The sequence below is a fragment of the Palaeococcus ferrophilus DSM 13482 genome (assembly GCF_000966265.1).
Classification (GTDB): Archaea; Methanobacteriota_B; Thermococci; order Thermococcales; family Thermococcaceae; genus Palaeococcus; species Palaeococcus ferrophilus.
This window is the reverse complement of sequence record NZ_LANF01000010.1, coordinates 112,796-132,406: the sequence shown is the minus strand read 5'-3', so window position 1 is coordinate 132,406 and position 19,611 is coordinate 112,796. Positions and strand designations below refer to the sequence as shown.

At 52.4% G+C, this 19,611-nt stretch carries 17 protein-coding genes; 14 read left to right on the top strand and 3 right to left on the bottom strand.

Going from position 1 to position 19,611, the window contains the following annotated elements:
• The first annotated feature begins 7 nt into the window (after positions 1–7).
• From PFER_RS04930 to PFER_RS04885, 11 genes are all read left to right on the top strand, one after another.
• Entirely contained in the window at positions 8–1,039 is a 1,032-nt protein-coding gene (locus PFER_RS04930; protein ID WP_048149380.1) for a hypothetical protein, read from the top strand.
• Between the two features lie 5 nt (positions 1,040–1,044).
• A complete protein-coding gene (gene rpsB / locus PFER_RS04925; protein ID WP_048149378.1) occupies positions 1,045–1,650 on the top strand; it encodes a 30S ribosomal protein S2 in 606 nt (201 codons plus the stop codon).
• 69 nt (positions 1,651–1,719) lie between these two features.
• A complete protein-coding gene (locus PFER_RS04920) occupies positions 1,720–2,595 on the top strand; it encodes an MEMO1 family protein (protein ID WP_048149376.1) in 876 nt (291 codons plus the stop codon).
• Between the two features lie 195 nt (positions 2,596–2,790).
• Positions 2,791–3,801, top strand: coding sequence for a mevalonate kinase (locus PFER_RS04915; RefSeq protein WP_048149374.1), 1,011 nt, complete (start codon positions 2,791–2,793; stop codon positions 3,799–3,801).
• A 201-nt stretch (positions 3,802–4,002) separates the two neighbouring features.
• Positions 4,003–4,488: a hypothetical protein gene (locus tag PFER_RS12140; protein WP_157255092.1), complete on the top strand. Its 486-nt coding sequence runs from the start codon at positions 4,003–4,005 to the stop codon at positions 4,486–4,488.
• Between the two features lie 20 nt (positions 4,489–4,508).
• On the top strand, positions 4,509–5,378 hold the full coding sequence (locus PFER_RS04910; RefSeq protein WP_048149372.1) for a hypothetical protein: 870 nt from the start codon (positions 4,509–4,511) through the stop codon (positions 5,376–5,378).
• Positions 5,379–5,458: 80 nt separating this feature from the next.
• Entirely contained in the window at positions 5,459–6,256 is a 798-nt protein-coding gene (locus PFER_RS04905) for an isopentenyl phosphate kinase (protein WP_048149370.1), read from the top strand.
• A gap of 112 nt (positions 6,257–6,368) precedes the next feature.
• A complete protein-coding gene (gene fni / locus PFER_RS04900) occupies positions 6,369–7,493 on the top strand; it encodes a type 2 isopentenyl-diphosphate Delta-isomerase (RefSeq protein ID WP_048149368.1) in 1,125 nt (374 codons plus the stop codon).
• A gap of 135 nt (positions 7,494–7,628) precedes the next feature.
• Positions 7,629–8,951, top strand: a complete 1,323-nt coding sequence (locus PFER_RS04895; RefSeq protein WP_048149366.1) for an RNase J family beta-CASP ribonuclease — start codon at positions 7,629–7,631, stop codon at positions 8,949–8,951.
• A gap of 69 nt (positions 8,952–9,020) precedes the next feature.
• Positions 9,021–10,052 carry a polyprenyl synthetase family protein gene (locus PFER_RS04890; RefSeq protein WP_048149363.1) on the top strand — a complete coding sequence of 344 codons (1,032 nt, stop codon included), beginning with the start codon at positions 9,021–9,023 and terminating at the stop codon, positions 10,050–10,052.
• Positions 10,053–10,153: 101 nt separating this feature from the next.
• Complete coding sequence (locus PFER_RS04885; protein ID WP_048149361.1) at positions 10,154–11,473, top strand: M20/M25/M40 family metallo-hydrolase; 1,320 nt, start codon at positions 10,154–10,156, stop codon at positions 11,471–11,473.
• On the opposite strand, the gene PFER_RS04880 is transcribed toward PFER_RS04885, so the two are convergent.
• Both PFER_RS04880 and PFER_RS04875 read right to left on the bottom strand, forming a co-directional pair.
• Positions 11,474–12,841 (bottom strand): ATP-binding protein, encoded by a 1,368-nt coding sequence (locus PFER_RS04880; protein ID WP_048149359.1) that lies wholly within the window; start codon positions 12,839–12,841, stop codon positions 11,474–11,476.
• A gap of 24 nt (positions 12,842–12,865) precedes the next feature.
• Entirely contained in the window at positions 12,866–13,093 is a 228-nt protein-coding gene (locus PFER_RS04875; protein WP_245612449.1) for a hypothetical protein, read from the bottom strand.
• Between the two features lie 670 nt (positions 13,094–13,763).
• Between PFER_RS04875 and PFER_RS04870 the strand changes: the two genes are divergently transcribed.
• From PFER_RS04870 to PFER_RS04860, 3 genes are all read left to right on the top strand, one after another.
• Positions 13,764–14,726 carry a hypothetical protein gene (locus PFER_RS04870; RefSeq protein ID WP_048149423.1) on the top strand — a complete coding sequence of 321 codons (963 nt, stop codon included), beginning with the start codon at positions 13,764–13,766 and terminating at the stop codon, positions 14,724–14,726.
• A 224-nt stretch (positions 14,727–14,950) separates the two neighbouring features.
• Entirely contained in the window at positions 14,951–16,066 is a 1,116-nt protein-coding gene (locus PFER_RS04865; RefSeq protein ID WP_048149357.1) for a hypothetical protein, read from the top strand.
• A gap of 30 nt (positions 16,067–16,096) precedes the next feature.
• The gene (locus tag PFER_RS04860; protein ID WP_048149355.1) at positions 16,097–16,645 is read left to right on the top strand and encodes a hypothetical protein; all 549 of its coding nucleotides are present in this window, start codon (positions 16,097–16,099) and stop codon (positions 16,643–16,645) included.
• Between the two features lie 23 nt (positions 16,646–16,668).
• Here the strand turns inward: PFER_RS04860 and leuS are convergent, their stop codons facing one another.
• Positions 16,669–19,563 (bottom strand): leucine--tRNA ligase, encoded by a 2,895-nt coding sequence (gene leuS / locus PFER_RS04855; protein WP_048149352.1) that lies wholly within the window; start codon positions 19,561–19,563, stop codon positions 16,669–16,671.
• Positions 19,564–19,611 lie beyond the last annotated feature (48 nt).

The following is a 19,611-nucleotide window of genomic DNA, read 5'->3' as shown; positions in this document are numbered from 1 at the left end:
TGGCGATATGAACACGGTGATAAACAATATTGTGGCAAGGATTGCGGTCCTCAGGGGCGGCAGATACTCGGTGGAAGTGGACGTCATAACGCCCTCGGGCTTCGGGCGCTACGCCGCTCCACTGGAGGCGAACCCCCTCCTCTACACCGTTGATGCTTACAGGGGAGTTAGCGAGATAGACGAGATCATAGGCCCGGAGCTCATAGGTTTCGACTCCCAGGATCAGGAGCTCATAGACAGCTACCTCTGGGAGATAGATGGAACCGAAAACTTCAGCCACGTGGGTGCCAACACCGCACTGGCCATCTCCATAGCGGTGGCCAAAGCGGCAGCCTCCTCGAAGGGCATACCGCTCTACCGCTACATTGGCGGAACCTTCAGCACGGAGATACCCGTCCCAATGCTCCTCTTCGCGGGCGATTCGGAGTTCGATTACATGGTGATAGTGCGCGACATCACGGAGATACGCGACGTGGTGGACGCCGCCGCGGAGATGAAGAAGCTGGCGGGGAAGGCATCGCTCGATGGGCTCTCAAAGGCCTCGGAAATGGCGAGCGACGAGCTCGGTGTTGACGTGGCCATAGGGCTTATCGAGAAGGGAAACCACGACCTTGAGGAGCTCCTCACCCTCATAGAGGAGCACAACGTGGCCTACGTAAAACCCGCGAGCGACGAGGAGGAACTGTACCTCGAGCTCATGGCCGAGACCCACGAGGTGTTCGTTGACGGGGAGAAGCTCTTCCGTTCGAAGGACATACTCGACAAGCGCTACTACAACGCGCTCTCAATAAAACCCATAAACTTTGGAACGCTCACCGACGTTTACAACGTGGTGAACGACGTCAAGTCGGAGAAAATCGTGCCTATAATGGCCGAAGCCACTTTCGAATCCGCCGACGAAGCCCTTCCACACCTCGCCGTAGGGCTCAAGTGCCCCGCGGTGGTGCTGGACAAGGGCTCGCTCGTTAAAATAAACGAGCTCATTAGAGTTGCGGAAGATTTGGGTGAAAAAGCCAGGATAATAACGTTTGAGGGGTGAAGAAGATGGAGGAATATCTGGTTTCGCTTGATCAGTATCTTGCAGCGGGTGTCCACATAGGCACCCAGCAGAAGACGAAGGACATGACCCGCTTTATTTACAGGGCCAGGCAGGACGGTCTCTACGTCCTCGACGTCAGAAAGACCGACGAGAGGCTTAGGGTCGCTGGCAAGTTCCTTGCCAAGTTCGATCCCGAGAACATTCTTGCCGTGAGCGTTAGGCTCTACGGCCAGAAGCCTGTTAAGAAGTTCGGAGAGGTCACCGGTGCAAGGGCCATCCCCGGAAGGTTCCTCCCCGGAACCATGACCAACCCGCAGGTTAAGAACTTCATAGAGCCTGATGTGCTCATAGTCACCGACCCGAGGGCCGACCACCAGGCCGTTAAGGAGGCCAAGGAGATAGGTATACCCATCGTGGCACTCGTTGATACCGAAAACCTCCTCAGCTTCGTTGATCTCGCCATCCCGACCAACAACAAGGGTAGAAAGGCCCTCGCGCTCATCTACTGGATCCTCGCGAGGGAGGTACTCTTCAACCGGGGCGACATAGCCAGCAGGGAGGACTTCGGCTTCAACATCGAGGACTTCGAGATGAGGATTATAAGGGGCTGAGCCCACTTTTCTCCTCCATTTTAGCTATAACCCTTTAAACCTTTAGAGCGAACTTCTTCAGGGGTGGTCATGGTGAGGTACCCTGTAGTTTCGGGTAGCTTCTATCCTGCCGGTGGGGAACTAACGCTCATGCTGGAGAAGTTCTTCAAAGACCTTGGCGAAGAGGGGAGCGAGAGGAATATAACTGCCGGAGTTGCCCCCCACGCGGGCTACGTTTTTTCCGGTTACACCGCGAGCAGAACTTACAAGGCCATTTTTGAGGACGGGCTTCCCGAAACCTTCGTAATCCTCGGGCCTAACCACACGGGCCTTGGCTCCCCGATAGCGGTGTATCCCTCCGGGGAGTGGCTCACTCCCCTCGGCGGAGTTGAGGTGGACGGGGAGCTCGCGAAGGCCATAGCGAGGCTCTCGGAGCTGGCCGACCTCGACGATCTGGCACATAAATACGAGCACTCCATCGAGGTTCAGGTTCCATTTATCCAATACCTCGCCGAGAAGTCAGGAAAGGAAGTCAAAATCGTGCCGATAACCCTCGGGATTCAGGACGAGGAAGTTTCCCAAGACCTCGGGAGGGCGATTTTCAAGGCCAGCGAAGAGCTCGGCAGGGACATCGTGGTCATAGCGAGCACTGATTTTATGCACTACGGCCCGGCCTACGGCTACGTTCCCTTCCGCGTTAGGGCCGATGAACTGCCCCACAGGATAAAGGAGTGGGACTTCAGGGTCATAAGGGCAATCCTAAACCTTGACCTCAGGGAGATGTTCAGGGAGCTGAGGGAGATGAACCACACCATGTGCGGGCCCGGTGGTGTTGGAACGGCCATAGTGTACTCCCGTCTTGCGGGAGCGGTTGAGGCGGAGCTTCTCCACTACACGACGAGCTTCGAGGTGAGCAGAAGCACCGATGCGGTTGTCGGGTACGCGAGCGTAGTCTTCAGGAGCTAGCGAAAGTGTGATAAGTCCCTTTCCGTATTTCCTATCGTGAATCTCGGCAGAAGGTAGCTAAAAACTCCGAACTTGGAAGGGTAGGGTCATATTCATGGTTTTCTCTGGCTCCCATGCGATAGAGGAGTTGGAGACGATGGAGATTGAGCCCTGTGTATTACAAAAGTATGTGTATGAAGGTCTGGAGGGTCAGAGATGAGCGTTAAGAAGGTTCTCGCTTCGGCACCGGCTAAAATTATCCTCTTTGGGGAGCACAGCGTTGTTTATGGAAAACCGGCGATAGCTGCCGCCATAGACCTCAGGACGTACGTTAGAGCGGAGTTCAACGACTCGGGCAGGATAAAGATAGAGGCACACGACATAAGGACTCCCGGGCTGATAGTGTCTTTCTCCGAGGACAGCATCTACTTCGAGAGCGACTACGGCAAGGCCGCGGAGGTGCTGAGCTACGTCAGGGAGGCCATAAACCTCGTGATGGAAGAAGCGGACAGGAACGCGGGGGTTACGGTTTCGATAACCTCGCAGATTCCGGTAGGAGCTGGCCTCGGAAGCTCAGCCGCCGTTGCCGTTGCAACCATCGGGGCTGTCTCTAGGCTCCTCGGCCTCGAGCTGAGCAATGAGGAGGTGGGAAAGCTCGGTCACAGGGTTGAACTCCTCGTCCAGGGCGCATCAAGCGGGATTGATCCAACCGTTTCTGCCATCGGCGGCTTTATCCACTACCAGAAAGGGAAGTTCGACCACCTTCCCTTCATGGAGCTCCCGATTGTGGTCGGCTACACCGGTTCGAGCGGCTCCACCAAGGAACTGGTGGCAATGGTGAGACGAAACTACGAGGAGATGCCCGATGTGATAGAGCCAATCCTTGAGTCAATGGGGAGAGTGGTTGAGAAGGCGAGGGAGATAATAGTCTCGGACTACGACCGCGGTGTCAAGTTCCCGCTCCTCGGCAGGCTGATGAACATCAACCACGGCCTCCTTGATGCTCTCGGTGTCTCCACCAAAAAGTTAAGTGAACTTGTATACGCCGCCAAAACTGCGGGGGCCCTCGGGGCCAAGATAACCGGCGCCGGCGGCGGTGGGTGCATGTACGCCCTCGCTCCGGAGAAGCAGAGCGAGGTGGCAACGGCCATAACCATAGCCGGTGGAACGCCGATGATAACGCGCATAAGCCGCGAGGGGCTCAGGATAGAGGAGGTTCTGCCATAATGCTCTGTGTTAATTACCCCTTTACAATAACATCTTTTGCTTGGAGGTTTTCCCATAATATTCCAACATAATATTGCAAAATAGAAAAACTTATATATTATAAATGCATATCAACAACTGAATGTTTATTGGGGGGAGTGGAATGAAAAGAGGATTTTCTATTTTGATGGTAGTATTGTTTTTTTTTTAGCGGCATTCCAAGTGCCGATAAACGTGTCAGCAGAAAGCAAGGTTAATCCAGTAAAGCCGAATGAGGGCGATATACTTCCAGGGCCTTTTGAAGAGTGGAGGGTTGAGTATTCCTATCTGTACCGAGTTGATCGTGGAGCTTGGGAAGAAGAGGGTACCCTCTACTGCTACGCAGAGTCATGTACATTTGAAAGGACAGTTACCAAATGTAGCCCAACAGCTGCTTGGGGACAGATTAAAGTTCCACTCTCTGAGATCGAGGCTGCAGTGGGCTTTACCATTGGGGTCACAGACTGCGAATCAAAGACATGTAGTGCAACTTGTAGTTGCGGAAAAACAGTAGTATTATACTCTAGGTACAAGAGACCAATCTATAAGGTAGTTCAGCGCAAGTACCTAATTGATCAACTGGGAGGGGAGCACCCTACAGATGAATATGCCGATGCTTATGCCCGTGAGGAGGATGTCCCAGAATGCCTTGGAACATGTAACTCATAAGCACCTGCTGGGTGGAGGATATGAAGAAAATATATCTGGGGGTCGCAGGTGTTTTTGTCTCCTTATTAATTTTTGGAACCATGCTCTACGAAAGTGCCGAGAGAGCGGAATGCTACGATCTTTTTCTCTCTCAGTATGAGTCATATGTGTATACATCCCCGGGAGATAAGTTTAATGTTACTATTTATTGGTGTTCATCCCACAATGTCACCTCTCGCTCTCGAATAGTAGTTAAAATTCCCCAGTTAAAGGTATGGGTTGTTTATAATGGCACCTTGCTCCAAACCGGCCCTGGATGGTACAAGGAACTTCAAGTCCCCTTACATGTCCTATTTAATCACAACGTTACCCTTACGAATCTCTCGGCGACAGTTAAAATTTTAGATGACACAAAAAGAGAGTATTCATTGGTTCTTGGGAATTGGAGTTTTGAAGTATCTGACCACATGAATCCTCTGAACATTACTGAATATACCGAAAAAGTGTTCTCTTTCAATGAGGGATACTCATTCATTTCGTACAAAGTAGGCATATTAAATCCCCTAAATACCACAGTGTACGTAATGAATATAACTTACTCAGGGATCTCCGGCATATCTACCGTTGCCATTGCATGTTATAATGCCACATCAATATTTGATACTCCTGAGCTGTACAATGTTAAAAATATCCCAAAAGACTCATTGTTACCTCAAGAGGGATGTGCTATTCCACCTGAAGAAGAGAGATTCATCGTGATGTATATGAACATAACGCCATCAGTAAAGATGCTTCTAATAAAACCAAAGATCGTTTACAGAATCGCAGATAAGGATAAGAACGAAACAATGGCTGGAGGTATTATGGAGTTTGTGAGAATACACGAGAGATGCAATTCCGAGGGAAGTTAATCTAAAACACAGGTCTTATCGACTTATTATAAGTCGCAACCCATATAAATTTACTCGCTTCTTATTTTTTGGTGTTCATCATGATAATCGTCAAAATCGGTGGGAGCGTCTTCAGCGACAAGGGGGGAGAGCCCGAAAACCTCGACGAGAAGACCGTTAGACAAATAGCCCGCCAGGTCGGGGAGGCTTATTTGAGAGGGGAGGACTTCTTAATAGTCCATGGCGGTGGGAGCTTTGGCCATCCCCAGGCCAGAAGGTACCGCATAAGGGATGGACTCGCCGAGTGTCCGGAAGTGAAGAGGATAGGCTTCTCCGAGACGCACAGGGCCATGCTGAGGGCCAACGACAGAATCGTCAAGATTTTCCTCGATGAGGGCCTGCCGGCTTTTTCCGTTTCCACATCCTCCATATTCATAACCCGAAACGGTGAAGTTGTCCACGGCGACGTTGAGGTAATAAGAAAGCTCATTGAGCGCCGTTTCATCCCCGTACTGTTTGGTGATGTTTCCGTTGACCTCGCGAAGGGCATTGACATACTCTCCGGTGACCAGATAATAACATACCTTGCAAGGACTCTCAAGCCAGAAAAAGTGATATTCCTCATGGACGTTGACGGAATCTACGACAGGAACCCGCGGGAGCCCGGTTCAAGGCTCCTCGATGAGCTCACGGGGGAAGAGATAGAGCACCTTCTTGAGAGCTCCGAGGCGGCCGGCGTTGACGTCACGGGGGGCATAGGCAACAAGTTAAGGGAGGCCCTTAAAATCGCCCGCTACTCAGAGGTCTGGTTCGTTAACGGGAAAGTTCCCGAAAGGTTGCTCGGGGCCATAAAAGGAGGGGCTATTGGAACGAAGATAGTTTGGGACCCTAGCAGGTGATGGTTTGGAATCAATGGCCTTCGTATCTTGCTTTTGGTAGCCCAATACTTCGGGGAATTTATCCACCCAAAACCTCTTAACTTTCACCACCCTCTCTTCTCTGGTGGTATTAATGGGGGAGTTTGATAAGGAGGAACTTACGGTCATCAGGAAGTTCGAGCACATAGAGCACTGCCTAAAGCGGAACGTGCAGGCTCACATCAGCAACGGTTTTGAGGATGTTCACTTCGTCCATATGAGCCTTCCGGAGATAGACAAGGACGAGATAGATTTGAGCGTCGAGTTTCTGGGGAGGAAGTTTGACTACCCGATTTTCATTGCCGGCATGACGGGTGGAACGAAGGGTTCCCAGCTCGCGGGGAAGATAAACAAGACTCTCGCTCAGGCAGCTCAGGAGCTCAACATCCCCATGGGCGTTGGGAGCCAACGGGCAATGATAAGGAAGCCCGAGACCTGGGAGAGCTACTACGTCAGGGACGTCGCTCCGGATGTTTTCCTCGTCGGTAACCTCGGTGCACCCCAGTTTGCCGAGACCATGCCTAGCCGCTACGGCATAGAGGAGGCCCTGAAGGCTGTCGAGACCGTCCAGGCCGACGCTTTGGCCATACACCTCAACCCGCTCCAGGAGAGCGTCCAGCCGGAGGGGGACACTCAGTACAGGGGCGTCCTAAATGCACTCGCCGAGCTCAAGGCCGAGTTCCCCTACCCGATAATAGCGAAGGAGACCGGAGCGGGAGTTTCCATGGAGGTCGCGGTGAGGCTTGAGAGCATAGGAATTGACGCTATTGACGTGGGTGGCCTCGGCGGAACAAGCTGGAGTGGAGTTGAATACTACCGCGCCAAGGATGAGCTCGGGAAGGACTTAGCGCTCCGCTTCTGGGACTGGGGCATAAAAACAGCTATCAGCGTTGCCGAAGTTAGGTACGCCACAGAACTCCCGATAATAGCGACCGGTGGGATGAGGGACGGCATAGCGATGGCAAAGGCCCTAGCTATGGGAGCCACCTTCGCGGGTGTTGCGCTGCCTCTCCTCAGGCCCGCGGTCAAGGGCGACGTTGATGGGGTTATAAAAATCCTCAGGCGCTACATTGAGGAGATTCGCAACGCCATGTTCCTCGTCGGGGCTAAAAACGTCGGGGAGCTTAGAAAAGTGCCGCTCGTGGTAACTGGTTTCACAAGGGAGTGGCTTGAGGGGAGGATTGACCTCTGGGATTACCTCAGGAGCAGGAGTTTCTGACCTCTCTTCTTTCCAAAATGCGCACCTTTTTAAACCCTCCAGCCTATTACACCTTAACCCGGTGGAGCCCCGCTCCACCACCCACGGGCCGGAGCCGAGCACTGCTCCGCTCCAACAGATTAAGGAGGAGATGAAATGATAAGAATCTACACCGTCAGCGGTTACGAAGAAGTGGGCAAGAACATGACCGCCGTCGAATACAACGGGGAGGTCGTTATAATAGATATGGGGCTTCGCCTCGACCGTGTTCTTATCCACGAGGACGTCAACTTCCAGCAGATGTCCTCAAAGGACCTTCGGAAGCTCGGGGCCATTCCAAACGACAAGATGCTCCGTGATAAGAAGGTCGTGGCCATAACCCTCACCCACGGCCACCTCGACCACATCGGCGCCGTTGGTAAACTCGCCCCCCACTATCCAAACACCCCAATATACGGGACGCCCTATACGGTAAAGCTCACCAAAAACGAGGTCAAGAGCGAGAAGTACTTTGAGGTTAAGAACCCGATGTACGAGACCGAGTTCGGTGAGATAGTCCAGGTGAGCGAGAACCTGGCAATAGAGTTCGTGAGGATAACCCATTCCATACCGCAGGCTTCAATGGTCGTCGTTCACACTCCCGAGGGAGCCGTTGTCCACACCGGCGACTTCAAGTTCGATAACAACAACCCGCTCGGCGAGAAGCCCGACTACAAACGCCTAAAAGAACTTGGAAAAGAGAGTGTTAAAATCCTTCTACCCGAGTCCACGCGCGTTTCAGAGCCGACAAAAACTCCCAGCGAGGCCGTTGCCAAGATGCTCCTTGAAGATTTCTTCCTCTACGAGGGGCTCGAGGAGAAGGGCTTAATAGCGACAACCTTTGCCTCGCACATACCCCGCCTTCAGGAACTCATTGACATAGCCAACGCGATGGGCAGGCAGGCCGTTCTTATTGGCCGCTCCCTTTCAAAGTACACGGGCATAGCAAAACAGCTCGGCCTCATAAGGATGAAAGGAGCCCGCGCCGTCAGGAGCCCCAACGCCGTTAAAAAAGTCCTCAAAGAAGTCTCACAGGCGAGGGAGAACTACCTGCTCATAGTCACCGGCCACCAGGGCGAACCTGGGGCAGTTCTAACCAGAATGGCGAACGGGGAGCTCTATGACCTCGGAAGCAACGACACCGTAGTCTTCTCCGCCGGGACGATACCCAATCCCCTCAACATAGCCCAGCGCTATGCACTCGAGACCAAGCTCAAAATGAAGGGCGTGAGAATGATTAAAGACCTCCACGTTTCCGGCCACGCGAGCAGGGAAGACCACCGCTATCTCATAAGGATGCTCAACCCGGAGAACATCGTTCCGGCACACGGCGAGTTCAGGATGCTGACCCACTACGCCGAGCTCGCCGAGGAGGAGGGCTATCTCATAGGAAGGGACGTCTTCGTGTCGAGGAACGGCTACGTGGTGGATATCAAGTGAGGGTAAAACTGATAAAGAATGCCCTCACTCTCATTGTAGGATAGCACTCACTACTCATGGGGTGGTATGATGGGACGGTACGATGACCTGTTTGCAAGAGTTAAAACCTTGGCAAAGGACGTTGATGAGAAAATCCTCGAGCTCATCCCCGATGTGGAGCCAAAAACCCTCTACGACGCGGCGAGGCACTATCCCCTCGCTGGAGGAAAGCGCGTTAGGCCCTTCGTTGTCCTCCGCGCGGCCGAGGCGGTTGGCGGCGACCCGGAAAAGGCCCTCTATCCAGCCGCTTCCGTCGAGTTCATCCACAACTACTCCCTCGTCCACGACGACATCATGGACATGGACGAGCTCAGGAGGGGCAGGCCGACCGTCCACAAGCTCTGGGGCGTCAACATGGCGATCCTTGCCGGAGACCTTCTCTTCAGCAAGGCCTTCGAGGCGGTAGCTAAGGCCGATGTTCCGGCCGAGAAGAAGGCCAGAATCCTCGACGTCCTCGTCAGGACTTCAAACATGCTCTGCGAGGGCCAGGCCCTCGACATAGAGTTTGAGACGAGGGAAGAGGTCACCGTCGAGGAGTACCTCAAAATGATAAGCGGCAAAACCGGCGCGCTCTTCCAGGGTTCGGCCGAGATCGGGGCTATTGTAGGAACGGAGGACGAGGAGTACATTGGGGCCCTCTCCAAGTGGGGCATGAACGTCGGAATCGCCTTCCAGATATGGGACGACGTCCTTGACCTGATTGCCGACGAGGAAAAGCTCGGAAAGCCTGTCGGGAGCGACATAAGGAAGGGTAAGAAGACGCTCATAGTAAGCCACTTCTTCGACAACGCGAGCGAAGAAGATAAGGCCGAGTTCATGAAGGTCTTCGGCAAGTACGCAGGAGATGCAAAGGGCGATGCGCTGATACACGATGAGAGGGTCAAGGAAGAAGTTAGAAAAGCCATTGAGCTCCTTAAGAAGTACGGCAGCATAGACTACGCGGCAAACTACGCCAAGAACCTCATCAGGGAAGCTAACGAGGCCCTCAAGGTGCTCCCGGAGAGCGAAGCTAGGAGAGACCTTGAGCTTCTCGCAGAGTTCCTCGTTGAGAGGGAGTTCTGAGCCTCTGTCTTCTCTCCCCCTTCTGTTCCCTTTGAATACTCTCATTTCCACGCGCTAAACCCTTAAATACCATTTCGATGTTTATCTTAACGGTGGTTGCCATGGACGTTCTCGAACTTCTCTCTAGGTTAGTTGCCTTTGAGACGGTTAACGACCCGACCAGAGGAATAAGGCCCTCCCGCGAATGTCCGGAATTTATACGGGATACGCTTGCTTCCTGGGGGGTAGAGGGTGAACTGATAGAACGCGACGGCTACTACGCAGTCTACGGAGAGATAGGGAAAGGAAAACCGAAGCTCCTCTTCATGGCCCACTTCGACGTTGTGCCCGTCAACCGGGAGGAGTGGGAGACTGATCCCTTCAAGCTCACAGTAAAAGGAGACCGCGCCTACGGCAGGGGGAGCGCCGACGACAAGGGCAACGTTGCTTCCATAATGCTCGCGCTGAAGGAGCTCTCAAGGGAGAAGCTCGATGGGAAAGTTCTCTTTGCCTTCACGGGCGATGAAGAAATCGGCGGCAGAATGGCCATGCATCTAGCCGAAAAGCTCGCTCAAGAGGAAAAACTTCCCGAGTACATGGTGAACGCCGATGGAATCGGAATGAGGCCAATAATCCGCAGGAGAAAGGGCTTTGGCGTGACCGTGCGCGTCCCCTCCGAAAAAGCGAAAGTCAAGGGTGCCCTTAGGAAGGAGACCTTCAGGATAAGAACGCCGGTGCTGGAGACCAGGCACGCAGCATACTTCCTGCCCGGCGTTGATACCCATCCGGTTATAGCGGCCTCGCACTTCCTTCGGAGCAGAGAAGCTTTCGCCCTTTCGCTCGAAGGGAAGTTCCTCAAGGGCAACGTCGTGCCGGGTGAAGTGATCCTTACGTACGTTGTTCCCGGTGATGGTGAGGAAGTCGAGGTGGACCTCGGCCTCACGAGGCTCCTCAGGGCCGTGATTCCCTTCGTGAGGGCGCCAATAAAAGCGGAGAAGTACAGCGACTACGGCGTCTCGATCACGCCCAACATGTACTCTATTGAAGACGGTATGCACACCCTCAAGATCGACGTGAGGGCGATGAGCCGCTCGAAGGATGAGATTGAGCGGGCGATGAGGGAAGTCGCCGAGTTCAACCTTCAGGGAGCAGAAGTAGAAGTGGCCACCAATGAGAGGGCCGGCTACCTCTTCACTCACCCAGAGGAAAAGATCGTAAGGACGACGCTGGAAGTCCTTGAGGAACTCGGCGAGAAAGCGGGGCCTGTTGAAGGGCCCGGAGCGGCCGACTCGAGGTTCTTCACGCCCCACGGAGTAAAGGCGATAGACTTCGGCCCTAGGGGAGGTAACATTCACGGCCCGAACGAGTACGTTGAGGTAGAGTCGCTCCGCAGGATGCCGGCGCTCTACACCGAGCTCGCGAGGAGGCTGGTTAGGGGGTAGTCAACGTCCTTCCTTCCCAACTTCATTGAAATCCTCGAGGTCAAAGACGAGGTAGTCCTCCACTCTGAGGTTCTCTTTGCATTCTATCCTCCTCCCGATCAGTCCGAAGTAGCTCCCTGGTATTCCCGTGAGCTCCGCTTTTCTTTTGAGGTCCTTTAGGATCCCCCTCGCTTCTCTTTCGCTCAAGTTCTTCCACTTGGCCTCGAAAAAGCCCACTTCCCCGGTGATGCTGTTGAGGGCAACCAAATCAATCTCCTCCCCCTTGTGCCACCATCTTCCAAGCTTCGTGAACCTGAAGGGCAGCTTTCCGAGACGGTTCATCCTAATCAGGAACTGTCCAGCAACGCTCTCGAAGACCTCGCCGAGGTAGCGGTTGAAGTCGCTCTGGAAGTCCTCAAAGCTTATTGCTCCGATCTCTATGTCATCGCGGTAGGGGTAGACAAAGCGGAGCCAGAAGCGATAGTAAAAGTCTTTCACCCTGTAAACACCGCGCCCGCGCTTTCTCTGGTTTATCGGATACTCCTTCTTCACGAGGTCAAGGGTCTCAAGAACTTTGAGGTACTTTGGGAGGTTCGTCACAGCGACCCTTGTCTCATTAGCTATCTCCGTGAGCTTCGTCTTTCCGTCGTTTATGGCCTTCAGGATGTTGAGGTACGTAATCGGTTCCCTCAGCTCGTCTTTCAGCAATCTCTCGGCGTCTTCATAGAGGACACTCACCCGGTTGTAGAAGTTGTTCTCGATGTTTTTCTCCACTGGAAGAGAGTCGTCGAAGTATTGGAAGTAAGCTGGAATTCCGTCTATGGTTCCATAGACCCTAACGAGCTCTTCCCAGCTGTAGCGCGGGAAAGCCTCCTTCAGGTGGAAGAATTCAAGGGGACGGAGCTTTATCTGACTAGTCCTCCTGCCGTAGAGAGGGTTCTTGTAACTCATAAGGCTCTCCATCGTCGAGATCGAAGAGCCGAGCAGAATAAGGAAAACCTTTGAGTCCTTCAGCACTTCATCCCAGATGTACTGGAATGTTGAGGGAATCCCTTTATCTTCCTCAACCCAGTAAGGGAACTCGTCTAGTACGAAGGCTATCTTTCCGAATTCTTTTACCTGCCCAAAGAACTCCTCAAGGTTCTCAGCCTCGATGAAGACGTTGAACTTCCTGTTGAAGGCCCTTACGAGCCTATCCAGCTCAAGCTCCATCGGCTCTTTTTTAGCTAAGAAGTAGAAGGCCTTCTTTCCATTTATGAACTGCTTCACAAGCTCGGTCTTTCCCACCCTTCTCCTGCCGTAGATGAGGATAAGGTGAGCCTTGTCCTGGGCGTAAAGCTCCTCAAGTGCCCGGAGCTCCTCTTCCCGATCGATGAATTTTAGTATCATGTTATTTAATATCGCGTTATTAATTTAAGGTTTTCGGTTGGCCTCGCTTTCGGCAACCAGCCATCCCACGGGTGGATGCTCGGCCCCGTTTTTCCACTTTTCATAGGCCCTACCCAAGCGCTCCAGGAGTTCGGCGCGCTTTTTCTCGTCTTTTATCTGTGCTGCGTACTTCTGCGGTATGTATGCGAGGTAGTGCGGCAGGTTGGGCTCAAAGGTTCCGCTCTCAACGATTCTTCCTCCGGCGCGTTCCACGGAGTCCGTCAGCTTTTCCAGCGGGAAGTAGTGCAGGTCGTCCTTCTCGCCGAAGAGGGCTTCGAAAATCTCCTCCCTTAGGTTATTCTTTTTCTTTTGAAAGCCTCGCCCTTTAGGGTGGGGATGAAGTGTTTGAAAAATTACATTCTCAAAAATCCTTAAATACTTTTAAAGTATAATAAGACCTCGGAGAGACCAAAGTTGGAAACCCGATGAGATGAGAGGTTTAACGTTACCACTCTTCCTCGAAGTGGTCAGGACGCTGTTAAGCGTCCTTCAAAAACTGCCCGATGAAGCGGTCAAAAACCAAAGGTTTGGCCTCTCAAAGCATAACCCCACATTCCCCTTTGGGGAGGGTAACGGGGGCGAGACCGTCCCCTCGGGTTGAACCAGATGGCGGTAACGCCGAGTAGGTTATGAGTCGCCCGTAAACCTCCCGAAAAGTTAAGGCGAGGGGTTAAACCGCTGGAACCCTCGCCATTCACGACGGGGAGGAGGTCAGCGGGAAGGCAATAAAGACTTTAGCGGGCTTCCCCATGAAAACGTACACCCCCTACCCGAAACTTTCCACCCGTTCATTTGGTTCCACAAGTGAAACTCATGGGATACTGAAAATATACTCAAACATTTGGCATCAGGAGCGGATTGAAGAAGTGAGGGATTGGTAGCTATGAGAGAAACCATCGTGTCTTTAGTATTACTCTTCCTCGTTTTTTCATCTGCGTGCATTGGGTATGGCGAGAACAGGGATACGGATAACCCTTTGTCTCACAATAACCTTACAAACTCTCTACTCCCTTTAACTGACGTACCTCGGGGGGTTATCGAACTTGGCACTCTGGCAAAGTATGGAAACATTACGGTGATGAGAGCCACCTATGGCTACGTGATTTCTAAGAATGGCACTAAAGCTTTCCTAAACGTTTCAAAGGCGTACTTCTTCCCGTGGGGGTTCGTGGTGGTTGAAAAGGCCCCTGCGCTCAGGAAGGTTCCACTCGTGAGGGCCAATCTCACTACAATATACAGTGAGAGCTCTCAGAACACCACCGCGGTGGTCGAAACGACCCGGATAAAAGCGTACGACTACGAGGGCAATCCCCTCTGGGTTCATGAGACCCAGCCCCCTTACATCTGGGAACTTATCGGCTATGGAAAGAAGGCTTATGAGAAGAATGTCTCTTACCCGAGAATACTGATTTCAAACAACAGTGGATACTTCTTCATAGCGGAGCTTCCAAGGCATCTTGGAAACACGGTGAACCTCCCGGCATCTGTTAAGGGAATTTCCAACAGTCTCTACATCTATGGAAGTAATGGCCTTTTGGAGCAGTTCAACATCTCTGGAAGGTACGAGGTAGATAACGGGTTCCTGCTATCCGCGGGGAATTACACCGTTTTCGGCTTCCAGGTGACTTTCGAAGACGGAACTCCTAACTACGGCGAGGTTTTGGTATTCCAGGGCTCCAAACTCATCTTCAGGAAGAGGTTTGAGCGGAACCCGGAGTGCCTGTGCAACGTGATTCATGGATGGGCGAGAATTTACCCCGATGGCTGTGTGCTCTTTGGGCTCCTCGAAGGGACAGGATTTTACTGCAAGGGCAATTTCAAATACACTCCCAAGGAGAACGGCTGAGTTTTAAGTCCACTCTTTTTCTAAAAACTCTGGTTTGGGCTCATGTTACTCAATTACATAAGCGCACAACTCTTTTACTCATGGCCTATTTTTCCAAAGAAGTCGAAATCACAGAGGTATTAATAAAATTACTATTAACAAAACCATATTAAAACTTAGAATAGTAAAACTCATAAAGATGTTCATTGTAAAATATAATGCAAATCTGTAAGGAGGTGAACCTAGTGAAGTGGAAACCCTTAATGGCAGTCCTCATTGGACTGCTGATGATTGGAGTGGCGGCTAAAGCGGCTCCATCCCCCGCATCCTCTGGTGGGTATGACTCCGAGACACCTGTGTGGGGTTTAGAACGGCCAATTAAGCCAGTTAATGTGTCCCAGCACATTTTCACAGGCCCTGGTAGCGTTGAAAAAGGAAAAAGATTCTTAAAAACCTTTGGGGGCCAAATAACTCTCGAATTGAACTTTTCGGAGCTCTCAAAGCACAATATTACCTTTTTTGCGGTGGTACTCCGCCCCATTCCAAATGGAAAGTATGCACCCATATACTTTATCGGAGACGGCCTTAGGCATGAGGATATTGAAAAGTTCAGGTGGGAATTCCAAAGGGTAGTCAATGATGTTTTGAATCGCCCGATAGAAGGAAGATTTAGCATAGCAAGTGAACCTTCCAGAGAGTGGCACTGGATTGGCTCTATCAGGACCATCACAAAATCAACGAGCTATCCTCTCACCCCAGGTAATGCGTACCAGAGCTTATCCTCCGATTACTGGTACACTGAAGGCACTTCCGGTCAGTATGCTTATTATGCGAAGGTCTATCACAGTGGGGATATGAGTTCATCAGAAATAGCCATCAATGAACTCAAGCTTGTTGTATCCGCTCCTACTGGATACGAATTCATAGGAAACGGCCATTACTTGCCGGATGGCCATGGAGGCCCCAAAACTACGTACTCTGAGAGTTCATCATTTGGGTTTGACGGTACCACTCTGGTGTTTTCTGCAAGTGCCGGCTACAACATGGAAACCAACGATGGATATTACTTCAGGTGGGACACCCATGCATTTGATCCAAATACGGAAGTAACGTTCCGTTTTTATGACTTCCATAGGAAATACGGTTCATTATCCGCACCCGCATGGGGCAAGTCTTTTACAGCAAGACCTGCGGTGATAATGATAGTTGAGCCGTCGTCAACTTCGACGAGAGCGGCAGTTTTCAAGTACCATGCGACGGCATCTTTCAAGTTTAACACTTGGGCAGGGTCAGTGGTCAAAAGTACTGACCCAATAGACGTAACGGTCTTTGCATTCCCCTGGAGCGTATGGGATGGCTGAGCTCCTGAATTGAGGCACATGGGTGATACTATGAGGCTTGGGGTAAGGGATGCATTGTACCTTTTCATTATTTTTCTTTTGATTGCCCAGCTCTATGTAACCTCACACGAAAACGGGAAGTTGAAAAGAGAACAAGAAAGCATAAAGGAGAACCTCATTACTTCTCAGCTTACCCATGAAATCTTCGAGGTCAGGCATCATGCAAAACTCGTGAAAAGGCTCATGGGCAGCCATCAAAATAATGAATCAAAACTCGCCCTGCTTATTGAGTTAAACAACACGAAATACTCCCTCTCAAAGCTGGAGATGGACGCGGAGTATCTGGGAACTTGGCTGGGATATAAGAACGATATCCTCCTCCCATCTGGAGGTGACTGCGTGGAGCTTCTTGATGTTGTGTACTCGTCCATCCAAAGCGGGAACATGACCAACAAAGATATACTCCTCGCCAGCAAGGGTATTGACGCAATAATAAACTTTACCTATGTTTATCCACCAACCTACGAGAACATTATAAAAGGGCTGAATGAAATGAACAGCAAGTGCAGAGAACTGCTCCTGGATGCAGACAAGACATAGGAAAAATAAAGGAGAGAAAACCCTCACTCCACAAACACTGCGGGCTTCAGCGGCATCGCGGCCTTCTTCTTTCCGCCTTTGTCCTCCTCGGCGTTGATGACTATCTCGATGCCGAGCTCCTTCTCAATGAAGTCTTTGGCTTCTCTCAGGGCCTTCTCCTCATTTATGCGCTTGACCTCGAAGGTCCTCTCCTTAATTAGGCGCTGTATGAGCTTGCTAACTTCCTTGCCGTGTTTCCTTATCTCCGGGTCTTTCATCAGCTCGGCCATCGCCGCCTTGAAGTCCCTCTTTTCAGCAACGACCTCAACGACCTTCCACTTCCACTCTGGAGCTGTGTAGATGTAGGCCCTCTTCGCGTCCTCGAGCTTGGCAACCCTGATGATCTCCTTGATGTCCTCTATGACCGACTGGACGAAGTCTTCCTCCGCTTCTACCGTCTCGTTCCACCACTCCGGAACCGGCTCGGGCCAGGGAGCAAGGCTTACAAAGCCCTCTCCGCCGAGCTTTTCCCATAATTCTTCGCTTATGTGTGGCGTGAACGGGGCCATCAGCCTGACCCAAACGTCGGCGAGCTTCCTCAAAACGTAGCGCTTGGCCTCGTCGTCCCTTCCTTCGGTTCTGCGCATGTACCAGCGCAGGTCGTTGAGGACGGTGTAAAAGGCCCACTGCACTGCTGTCCTCGTTCTGAACTCCTCAAGTGCTTTAGTAGCTCCGTCAATGGCCTTGTTAAGCCTGTGGAGCATCCAGCGGTCTATGTCCCTCAGCTCAACGCCTTCTTTTGCCTCGTATGTGGCGAACTCGCTTATCAGCTCGTAGAAGCGCTCGACCTGCCTGCGGAGCTTTCCAACTTCCTTCCTCCTCCAGTCGAAGTCGCTGTCGTGCTCTGCTAAACCCATGATGTAGAGCCTGACGACGTCGGCACCGTTCTCCTTTATGGCATCTATGAAGTTCAGCACATTGCCCTTGCTCTTGCTCATCTTGGTGCCTTCCAGCGTCCCGAAGCCGTTCACCGCTATGCCCTTTGGCCAGTGCTTCCTGTCAAAGATAGCCGTGTGGTTGAAGATGAAGAACGTCAGGTGGTTCGGGATGAGGTCTTTCGCCGAGCAGCGCCAGTCGAGCGGGTACCAGTACTCGAACTCCTCCTTCATCTCGTGGATGGTCTCCGCAGGAATTCCGGTCTTCTCGCTCAGCTTCTTCTCCCTCTCCTCGCTGAACTCCTCTCTAAAGATGTAGTCGAAGAAGTCCCTGTCGAGCTTCTCCGCTTCGAGCTTGCCCTCCTCCCTCAGGCGGTTCATGTGCCTGCTTATCGTGTAGTAGGCCATGTAGATGGTTGAGTCGCTCAAACTCTCGATGACCCAGTCCGGGTCCCACGGGAGCGGTGTTCCAAGACCGACTTTCCTCGCGCAGGCCTTCTCCTCAAGCCAGTCTATAACTGCTTCAAACTGTGCCCTCCTGCTCTCGGGATAGATTTTCATGTTCGCCAGCGCCTCTCTGGCCTTCTCCTTCCACCCGGGGTTGCCGTAGTCTATGAACCACTGGTCGTGGATTATCTTGATGACCGCCTGGTTTCCAAAGCGGCTTATGACGGGCTTCTCTGCGAACTCGTACATTATCTCGGCGATGCCCCTCTCCTGGAGCGCCTTGGCGATGAGGTCCTTGGCCTCCTGCACGGGCTTTCCGGCGTAGGGCTCAACCTTGAAGACTCCCTTGTGGTACTCGGCCTTGTAGATGTTCTTGGTAGCCTCTTCGAGCTTCTCCACATCCCTCTGGCTCTTCACGCCGAGCCTCTCGGCCTCTTCCACAGCCGGAAACTCGCCGTAGCCCTCGAGCTTGATGAGAGATATGTAGCTTATCTCCTCAACCACGCGCGGGTCTATATCGTACTTGAGCAGTATCTCGGTCTCCTTCTTCAGGTCTTCGAGGGCCACGTGGTCGAAGGGAGCGTGGGCAGGAACGCTCATGACGACACCGGTGGCGTTGTCCGGGTCGACGAACTCCGCCGGCAGGATTATGACCTCGTCGCCGGTTACCGGATTCTTGACGTACCTTCCGATGAGCCTCTCGCCCTTAAACTCCTCGATGACTTCTATCTCCCTGTCCTGGAAGGAGAGCTTGTACGCTGCCTCCTTGCTCACTATCCAGGTCTCCTCCCTGTCGCCCTTCCTCACCTTCGCCTTCACGTACGTCGCCTCGGGGTTCAGCCACATGTTGGTTACTCCGTAGACCGTCTCGGGCCTCAGGGTGGCGGCTGGCATGTAGATTTCCTCGCCGTTCTCCTCAAGAACGAACTTGATTATAACGTAGTCCAGTATCTGGACGTCCTCACCCTCCATTATGTCGTGGTCTCCGAGCGGCGTTCCGACGACCGGATCCCAGCGGACGCGGTGGGCGCCCTTAACTACAAGCCCCATATCTTTGAGGGTCCAGAACTGCCACTCGATGAACTTGCTGAAGGGCGGGAAGAGCGAAGTCGTGTGGAACTCGCGCGTCCAGTCCACTCCAAAGCCGGCCCTTATGAAGGTCTCCTTGGCGGACTTCATGAAGTACTTGACGATCTCCTTCGGGTCCTCGAACTTCCAGAGCACATCCTCTGGAACCTTGTAGACATCCCTGTAGATGTGTATCGTCTTGGGGTCGCGGTGCTTTATCCTCTCCGCGATACCGACTATCGGCGCGCCGGTGATGTGCCAAGCCATCGGGAAGAGGACGTTGTAGCCCTGCATCCTCTTGAAGCGCGCTATAACATCGGGTATCGTGTAGGTCCTCGCGTGGCCGACGTGGAGGTGGCCCGAGAGGTAGGGGAATGCGACCGTTATGTAGAACTTCTCTCTGCCCTCTCGTTTTGGCTCGAAGACCTTCTCCTCCATCCAGCGCCTCTGCCACTTCTCCTCAATGGCCTTGAAATTAAGCTCAGCCATGGCTATACCTCCAAAGGGTTTTTCCAGAACGGTTAGAATGATATAATC